The following is a 5,048-nucleotide window of genomic DNA, read 5'->3' on the forward strand; positions in this document are numbered from 1 at the left end:
ATAATAATAATAATAATAATAATAGAATACACTTTTCTATAAATATTAAACGCCTCAATATTGAGGCGCTTTTATTTGATTGAACGTATGATAACAAACCCTCTTTTAATTAGGTGTAACAATATTAAACCAAAAATTAAAGTTATCTATTAGGCTAAGCATGTCATTGAACTTCTGCTTATTTCCAGTGACTGCCACTTTTTTGGAAGATACTAAATTATCGATTTTTTCACTTCCGTCTATTAGATCGTTAAATTGCTTCTTTGTTAAGGAAACATTAACATCTGCATTATTTACTAAGCTTGTTCTATAATTTAGTACACCATTTTTAATCGTGATACCGTATTTTTCTTTTAAATCAACAAAATCGAGATTTATTGTTATCGTTGTTTTTGATGCACGGTCACCATTGAGTCTTATGGCTAAATAGTCAAACAGCATTGGAGGAGTCATTGCATTAATTACATCAGGAGACGAAATATTCGGAACATTCTGCTTTGTAACACCGTTTCTAAGTTCAGCTGCACCCACTAAATAAAATCCACGCCATGTAGCTGCTTCTGCCTGATAACCCAATTGTTCAAATGCATCCGCTTGAAGATTTTTTGCTTCACTATTAGAAGGGTCAGCATAAACAACATGTTTTAAGATTTCTGACGTCCACTGATAATCCCCATCTTTGAAAGCATTTCTTGCCTCTATTAAAATTTTATCTGCACCTCCCATTGCTTTAACATATCGTTTTGCTCTCTCCACAGGAGTATGCCTATGCAAATCTGCAGGATTACCATCAAAATAACCTAAATAATAATTATAAACTGCTCTTGCATTATGACTTACAGAACCGTAATACCCCCTATTGGACCATACATTTGACAGTTGTGGCGGAAGCTGGACCATATCTCCAATTTCGTCTATTGTATAACCTTCATTTGCCAAATGCAGTGCCTGATCGTGAATATAGCGAAAAGCGTCCCTGTATTTTTCAATATGATCTACAATTCTTTCATTTCCCCATACTGGCCAGGTATGAGGCATAAATAGTACTTCTGCTTTTCCTCCCCACAAATCTAATGTTTCGTTAAGATATTTAACCCAAGCACTTACATTTCTAGTTTTTGCCCCACGCAATGTATAAAAATTATGCAGTGTGTGACATGCATTTTCAGCTGTACATAAAGCCTTATATTTCGGGATAAAAAAGTGCATTTCTGCCGGTGCCTCAGTTCCCGGCGTCAATAAAAACTCAATATCTAAACCATCAACATTCATCTTCTGCCCTTTCTTTGTGATTAAGTCAGTAGGAAGTAATAATGTGACTGAACCATGACTGGTCCCAATACCCAAGCCAGTTCCGACATTCCCCATAGGACCTGTTTTTACAAGAGCACTATAAGAATATGTTGCTCTGCGTAACATGGCATTTCCAGCATAAACATCTTCACTGACAAGCTCTTCTGTAAAACCCTCAGGCGCAATAATCTTAACCTTTCCTGATTTTACGTCTTTCTCATCAACAACTCCTCTTACGCCGTTGCAATGATCTGTGTGGCTGTGCGTATAGATTACCGCAACTACAGGTCTGCCTGGACGATGCTGTTTATATAATTCCAGCCCGTCTCTGGCATTTTCAGCTGAAACCAGCGGGTCCATTATAATCACTCCTTTATTGGTTTCAATAAAAGTTATATTGGAAATATCCAGGCCTCTGACCTGATAGATTCCATCACTTACTTTAAATAAACCATGGATGCCGTTTAATTGTGACTGTCTCCATAAGCTTGGATTGACAGTTGGAGGTGCAGGCTGATCAATTGGAAATACAAATTGTTTAGAATTATAAATAACAGCACCCTCATTATTTTTAACGATCCCATCATTTAATAACGGTGCTATAAAACCTTTTTTGGCATCTTCGAAATCCTGCTTGTCATTAAAAGGAAGCTGATTGAGTACCGCATTATTTGCTTTTTCTGTAATAGATGAAGCGGATTTAGTCGCTTGCTGTGCAAAAACATGTATACTAAATGTTAAAAGCATTACATGATAAAAAATTTTCATGCTTTTGTGTTGATAAATTTTACTCATATTCTTGATTTTTAATTAATAATAACTTTAAATATCAATTCTAGGTGCCAAAAAAAAACAAACATTCTAAAATCGGCTCTTGATCTTTTTTTTCTAATTGTATTATCTAATAATGGTAATTCACAAATAACAATTTATCAATATTTTTGGAGCGAGAGACTATCACTCGAAATGACAAATTCGTGTATAAATTTTCAAACTATTTTTACAATTTATGGAGAAAAACCAGCATTTTTTTTTAAAACCGTACTTGAAAGCAATCTTTGGGATTATCAGACCGCATGTGGATCTAGTCATTTCTAGCGCCCCACAATAACAATTTTTGGTTTTTGTCGAAACAACATCATTTACTAGGAATCCACAAACCTAATCACGAGCATTGAAAGTAGTTGCGCTTCTTTATAGTCTTGTTGCGCTTCTAAGTCATACAGTGCAAAAGTTTTATATTTGCTGAAATTTGCCTCATCATCAAAATCAGTTGCAGCACTAACTATAAGAGCGTAGCTGCAAAACAGTCCTATTACTAAAATTACTCACTTACTTCGGATTTTACTATTCATCTTGTTATAATTTATACTAGTATTCAATAAAATTTTAGAACTTAAAACTTTCAATACACAACGTCGATCAGGAAACACAAATGCCAGTATAGATCTCAATCCCTAGTCGAATCTCATTTGATAAGGTCTGACAACCTTGATTAAGGACATAATACCAAACCGCAATATCTAATACATTGAGTTAGTTACAGTCACCTAACCATAGTCGAATCTCCTTGCCATCATTGGGTAATTTTATCATCAACAACTAAACTGGCACCGTTTTTATAATTGGATAAGAGAAAAATCTGAGTATAAAAACTGTTAAATCAGCCCCGTTATTGTTGCCGGCAAGACGATATCTTATTTGTTATAAAGCCAACGGAAAGTCTTTTTCCCTGATGCATCAATAGTACGTTTTGCCCTATTCCAAGCTCTCTGAACCAAAAAAAATATCAGTTGCAGTAGACATTAAAAAAGCAGGGCCAAAACCATAAATTAACCCTTTACTTTTAGGAGCAAAAAAAGCTGTCACCGTTGCATCACTTAAACCAAATTGATGTGTATTTTTCCCTGCAAGATCTCGTTGATTCACAACAGGCGAGACATAACAGGTGATTAAATTTAGGTTGCCAGTTAGTTTAAATAATATACCAAGCTGAAAATTAATAGTATACTTCGATCCGTTAAAAGGGTCGATACCATAATTTAAAATTCTATGCAAATGGATGCTGATAAGATTGGCAACGGGATTTGTAAGTTTATCAGCCAGCTGTCGCTCAATCAAGTCGGAGTTCGACTCCTTATGTACTGCTAAATTAAAAGTTACAAGAAAAAGTACAGCTGAAAACCAAATTTTTATGTGAATGATAAGAGTGGGAGGCTGCATAATTAACTTTTACATTTAACAATCGAATTAACTAGACAAAGTAGAGAAAATATTATTTACAGCAGCTTCAAGCAAAATAACGCAGCTTTTATTTTTGATCTGAATTATTTTGCGATACTTTATACTTACGAAGTTAATTTTTTTTACTCTTTTCTGAACAAGTCCTCCTAAGTAAACTGGTTGCAAATTATAATTTGCAACCAGTTTACTGATGAAAAATTGGAAATATTTAGAATTAAATGGTCTTATATTTACAACAATCTTTAATTTGAAATTGTAAAAATCATAAAATTGTAAAAATGCTTCTCATTATACAATTATTTCAAAATAAAAGGCTATATATAAGCAATTTATAAAAAACAAATCTATTATCATCTTAAAGCAGTAAATACTTTGAAACGATTAAGTGGATTTTCAAATAAAAACTATACATTAAATTAAATTACATTTTTGTAATTATTACTACATTAACTCATAATTTTAAGCCCACAAAAAAATTCAATATCAGTATTAAGTGTTCGATCATAATTCTATCAAGCCTAAATGGTAGTGAAACTAATGCAGCTAACTTTTTTTAATATAGCTACTACATTAAAATAAGTAGCTAAAATTACAAGTTCAAACAGATATCCTTATCTTTAAATTGTAATAATTTAATACGGTCAATGTTAATTGACCCTATAAGTGCACCTTACCTAAATAATATATCATCTCCTTTACATTTCTAGGATTTTCATAAAGGCATCGGATCTTTGTTCTCCGTTGGAAACCCGAGCCTCAATAAATATTGACACTCGTAGTGTCTTTAGTCCCAGCCTAAAACTCTGGAACCAAAATTTAAAAAAAATCTAAATCTTGCTAAAGACCTTATAAACAAGTATTTGACATATTTTTTTTATTTTCTTTTAAAAAATCACATCACACGTATTATCAAAGTCTAAGTACACTTACCAGTACAGCTTTTTTGCTTCCATAACCAAACTTTTACAACCGCCTTATTAAGGCGTTTTCCCAGAAATTCTCTAAAATTCCTTGAAAGTTTTGTAATTATTAATTAATTTTATGAATCACTTTTAAAATGAACAAATCAAGCCCCCTAAATTCACACGAACAAAATTATTAGAAATAATCCTGAAAAAAACCTTTTAACCGGATAACCAGAAGTGTGAAATAAACTACCAGTACTGCCGCAAAAGACTTGAAATAATAAAAATTGGAAAGACTTTCCAATTCCAATCTACAATGGTATATAAGAGTAAATGTTTAATATATAAATAAACAACCAGCTTACTAATGCCCAAGAAGTACAGGCAATAACCCGTGCCCTGCTTATTTTCCTTGCAATAACCTCCATAGCGAATAACCAGCCAGCTAAAGGGCTGCAAAATAAAATAGCAACTCCCGCAGTCACCTCTGCACAGATTAATTCCCTTTTATATATTTTTGCAGACAAATTCTTTTTGTAAGCAAAGTTTCCAATAGTAGCCGTGGCCACTACAGTAGATACTTCTATACCGGTGGAACCTCCGAAT

Annotated in this window: 3 protein-coding genes; all 3 read right to left on the minus strand. The window is 33.2% G+C overall.

Annotated elements, in window-relative coordinates:
• Nucleotides 1-105: 105 nt before the first annotated feature.
• Nucleotides 106-2,088: an alkyl sulfatase dimerization domain-containing protein gene (locus RB618_RS23625; RefSeq protein ID WP_308071084.1), complete on the minus strand. Its 1,983-nt coding sequence runs from the start codon at nucleotides 2,086-2,088 to the stop codon at nucleotides 106-108.
• Between the two features lie 963 nt (nucleotides 2,089-3,051).
• Nucleotides 3,052-3,516, minus strand: coding sequence for a hypothetical protein (locus RB618_RS23630; protein WP_308071086.1), 465 nt, complete (start codon nucleotides 3,514-3,516; stop codon nucleotides 3,052-3,054).
• Between the two features lie 1,237 nt (nucleotides 3,517-4,753).
• The coding region (locus RB618_RS23635; RefSeq protein WP_308071087.1) for a chloride channel protein at nucleotides 4,754-5,048 on the minus strand (295 nt) is incomplete at its 5' end.

The organism is Flavobacterium sp. LHD-85, assembly GCF_030929595.1.
Lineage (GTDB): Bacteria > Bacteroidota > Bacteroidia > Flavobacteriales > Flavobacteriaceae > Flavobacterium.

Excerpts from the sequence above, each read along its gene's own strand:
- RB618_RS23625 (WP_308071084.1), bottom strand. The coding sequence starts at position 2,088 with ATGAGTAAAATTTATCAACACAAAAGCATGAAAATTTTTTATCATGTA.
- RB618_RS23630 (WP_308071086.1), bottom strand. The coding sequence starts at position 3,516 with ATGCAGCCTCCCACTCTTATCATTCACATAAAAATTTGGTTTTCAGCT.